This window comes from Escherichia sp. Lx600-2 (genome assembly GCF_036662595.1).
Lineage (GTDB): Bacteria > Pseudomonadota > Gammaproteobacteria > Enterobacterales > Enterobacteriaceae > Escherichia > Escherichia coli.
Genome location: NZ_JAYQWM010000165.1, coordinates 1 through 3933 on the forward strand (window position 1 = coordinate 1; position 3933 = coordinate 3933).

The following is a 3933-nucleotide window of genomic DNA, read 5'->3' on the forward strand; positions in this document are numbered from 1 at the left end:
AGACACTCTATTTTATGACTCCGGGTAAAATGGATTGAGTAAGTGATATAACTTACGAACATTCAAATCAATTAAACATCAGAAGAGATTTTATACTCAGGTATTTAATCTGGATCTCTGTTTATTTAAATAATGTGAAAAGAGAATTTTCACAGGAGACCTTATACAAAAAAAATAAAATACAGTTACCCGTTGCCAAAGACACTATAAGCCTGGCAAAAAAATATTACACAACATAAATGCTAATTGTTTATGCGGGCTTTGTATTGCTTTCTGTATCCTACAAATGAGTGAAATTTATGAAAAAGGCTAAAATACTTTCTAGCGTATTATTACTGTGCTTTTCGTCCCCATTAATTTCTCAGGCTGCGACACTGGACGTACGTGGTGGATATCGTAGTGGAAGCCACGCCTATGAGACTCGACTCAAAGTCAGTGAGGGATGGCAAAATGGATGGTGGGCAAGCATGGAAAGTAATACCTGGAATACCATTCATGATAATAAAAAGGAAAATGCCGCACTCAATGATGTTCAGGTTGAAGTTAATTACGCGATTAAACTTGATGATCAATGGACGGTGCGCCCGGGAATGTTAACGCATTTTAGCAGCAATGGCACACGCTACGGACCCTACGTAAAACTGTCCTGGGACGCGACAAAAGATCTTAATTTTGGCATTCGCTATCGTTACGACTGGAAAGCTTACCGACAACAAGACTTATCTGGTGATATGTCTCGTGATAACGTTCATCGTTGGGATGGATATGTCACTTACCATATTAATAGTGATTTCACCTTCGCATGGCAAACGACGCTATACAGTAAACAGAACGATTATCGCTATGCAAACCATAAGAAATGGGCGACGGAAAATGCATTTGTTCTACAATACCATATGACGCCCGATATTACGCCATACATAGAATATGACTACCTTGACCGTCAGGGTGTTTACAACGGCAGAGATAATTTATCGGAAAACAGTTATCGCATTGGTGTGTCATTTAAACTGTAGTAGACAGGAGACAGTCACAATGAATAAAACAATAACGGCGCTTACTATCATAATGGCTTCATTTGCCGCAAACGCGTCTGTATTACCGGAAACTCCTGTGCCATTTAAAAGTGGTACCGGAGCAATTGATAACGACACTGTCTACATTGGTTTAGGTAGCGCAGGTACGGCATGGTACAAGCTGGATACACAGGCCAAAGATAAAAGATGGACAGCGTTAGCTGCATTCCCTGGCGGACCGAGAGATCAAGCAACCTCTGCATTTATTGATGGCAATCTGTATGTGTTTGGCGGCATTGGCAAAAACAGCGAGGGCTTGACTCAGGTATTTAATGACGTACACAAATACAACCCCAAAACCAATAGCTGGGTTAAATTGATGTCGCACGCGCCGATGGGCATGGCGGGCCATGTGACTTTTGTACACAACGGCAAGGCTTATGTTACTGGCGGTGTTAACCAGAATATCTTCAATGGCTATTTTGAAGATCTCAACGAAGCTGGAAAAGATTCAACCGCTATAGATAAAATCAACGCCTACTATTTTGACAAAAAAGCAGAAGATTATTTCTTCAATAAGTTTCTGTTGTCTTTTGATCCCTCAACACAGCAATGGAGTTACGCTGGCGAATCTCCCTGGTACGGAACGGCTGGTGCGGCGGTTGTGAATAAAGGTGATAAAACCTGGCTTATTAATGGCGAAGCCAAACCAGGATTGCGAACGGATGCCGTATTTGAACTTGACTTCACCGGTGATAATTTAAAATGGAATAAGCTTGATCCCGTCTCATCACCAGATGGCGTCGCTGGCGGTTTTGCGGGGATAAGCAATGATTCTCTTATATTTGCTGGAGGGGCCGGATTCAAAGGTTCACGAGAAAATTACCAGAACGGTAAGAACTATGCGCATGAAGGCCTGAAAAAATCATATAGCGTTGATATTCATCTTTGGTATAACGGGAAATGGGATAAATCGGGTGAATTATCGCAAGGTCGGGCCTACGGAGTATCATTGCCCTGGAATAATAGTTTATTAATTATTGGCGGTGAAACTGCAGGCGGCAAAGCAGTGATGGATTCAGTTTTAATTTCTGTGAAGGATAATAAAGTCACAGTACAAAACTAACGCTTCAGGGCCCCGGTAAAGGGGCCCTGCTATCAATTTGTCATTTCAATTACGCGAAATTTATATGAACGCAATAATATCGCCTGATTATTACTATATTCTTACCGTTGCTGGTCAGTCTAATGCCATGGCGTATGGCGAAGGACTGCCATTACCGGACAGGGAAGATGCGCCTCATCCCAGAATTAAACAATTAGCGAGATTTGCGCATACGCATCCCGGAGGCCCGTCATGTCACTTTAACGACATTATTCCACTGACTCACTGCCCACACGATGTTCAGGATATGCAGGGTTATCACCATCCTCTGGCAACGAATCATCAAACACAGTACGGCACCGTTGGCCAGGCACTGCATATAGCACGGAAATTACTGCCCTTTATTCCTGATAATGCAGGGGTTCTCATCGTTCCGTGTTGCCGTGGCGGATCGGCTTTTACCGCGGGCAGCGAAGGAACATATTCAGAACGGCACGGAGCCAGCCATGATGCTTGTCGTTGGGGAACGGATACTCCGCTATACCAGGATTTAGTCAGCAGAACGCGAGCCGCACTGGCAAAAAATCCGCATAACAAATTCCTCGGCGTATGCTGGATGCAAGGCGAATTTGACTTAATGACCAGTGACTACGCGTCACACCCTCAACACTTTAATCATATGGTTGAAGCCTTTCGTAGGGATCTAAAACAATACCATTCTCAGCTTAATAATATTACTGACGCACCGTGGTTTTGCGGCGATACCACCTGGTACTGGAAAGAAAATTTCCCTCATGCGTATGAAGTTATTTATGGCAATTATCAAAATAATGTTTTAGCCAATATTATTTTCGTCGACTTCCAGCAACAAGGTGAAAGAGGACTGACGAACGCGCCTGATGAAGACCCGGACGATTTAAGCACGGGATATTACGGTTCAGCGTACCGGTCACCGGAGAACTGGACGACGGCACTGCGAAGCAGTCATTTCAGCACGGCAGCCCGTCGGGGGATTATTTCTGACAAGTTTGTAGAAGCAATTTTGCAGTTTTGGCGCGAAAGGTGAGCGTTCATTAATTTGATTTATTCGCATCCATCAGCGCTTTTAACTGCTCCGGCGTAAACGGTGGTTTGCGTCGGTGCAACATCGCATGGCAATTAGGGTACACAGGCAGCAAATCATTAACTGGATCCAGCTGGTAATCCTCTTTAATGGCTGACAGCGGCACCAGGTGATGCACATGGATAAAGCCTTCAGCGATATCACCATAGATCTTCACCAGATCAACACCGCATACGTTGCACTGGCATCCATGATGTTCGACCGCTTTATCTCGGGCCTTTTTATCGCGTTCATAGCGGTTTACTGTCACCTTTATCGCCGCACCTTCAAGGTATGTCTCCTGCGACGGCAACTCATCCGGGAACAGAACGTCGGCTATGGGAGCCGCAGCGGCTTTATCCAGATGAATATGAAATCCCTGCTCTATGAGTAGCTTGACACATTTAGATTTTATTCCGCCGGTGAAATCCGCAGGGGTAAATTGCGTCCCCGTCATCAATGTCGCTGCGATGCCAGCAATCGCCTTCGAGGGGTAACGTCGGCCATGATATTCAATCTCATACAACCGCGCAGGCTGGAACTGATGAGTTTCTCCCGCATCCCATAAATGGATAGCTTCGATGATATACCGCCGCGGAAGATGATCAGGGAGTTTATTCATGGAGAATGTCCTGGTAATGACTCCAACTTATTGATAGTGTTTTATGTTCAGATAATGCCCGATGACTTTGTCATGCAGCTCCACCGAT

5 protein-coding genes and 1 pseudogene are annotated in these 3933 nt (G+C 44.5%); 3 read left to right on the forward strand and 3 right to left on the reverse strand.

Features of this window, described 5'->3' with window-relative positions; all coding sequences use genetic code 11:
• Positions 1-299 precede the first annotated feature (299 nt).
• The 3 genes and pseudogenes from nanC to OQV04_RS25340 form a co-directional block, all read left to right on the forward strand.
• Positions 300-1016, forward strand: coding sequence for an N-acetylneuraminic acid outer membrane channel NanC (nanC, locus tag OQV04_RS23780; protein WP_001360088.1), 717 nt, complete (start codon positions 300-302; stop codon positions 1014-1016).
• Positions 1017-1035: 19 nt separating this feature from the next.
• On the forward strand, positions 1036-2142 hold the full coding sequence (gene nanM / locus OQV04_RS23785) for an N-acetylneuraminate epimerase (RefSeq protein ID WP_001353974.1): 1107 nt from the start codon (positions 1036-1038) through the stop codon (positions 2140-2142).
• Positions 2143-2428: 286 nt separating this feature from the next.
• A pseudogene (locus OQV04_RS25340) lies at positions 2429-2773 on the forward strand (sialate O-acetylesterase); the annotation flags it as partial.
• 332 nt (positions 2774-3105) lie between these two features.
• On the opposite strand, the gene OQV04_RS25345 reads toward OQV04_RS25340, so the two are convergent.
• From OQV04_RS25345 to OQV04_RS25350, 3 genes are all read right to left on the reverse strand, one after another.
• Positions 3106-3195 (reverse strand): hypothetical protein, encoded by a 90-nt coding sequence (locus OQV04_RS25345; protein WP_418267963.1) that lies wholly within the window; start codon positions 3193-3195, stop codon positions 3106-3108.
• Positions 3195-3845 (reverse strand): HNH endonuclease, encoded by a 651-nt coding sequence (locus OQV04_RS23795; RefSeq protein WP_001037966.1) that lies wholly within the window; start codon positions 3843-3845, stop codon positions 3195-3197. Before OQV04_RS23795 ends, OQV04_RS25345 begins: the two co-directional genes overlap by 1 nt.
• A 27-nt stretch (positions 3846-3872) precedes the next feature.
• Positions 3873-3933 (reverse strand): IS1 family transposase (locus tag OQV04_RS25350; protein ID WP_071528444.1); only part of this gene is annotated, 61 nt, incomplete at its 5' end.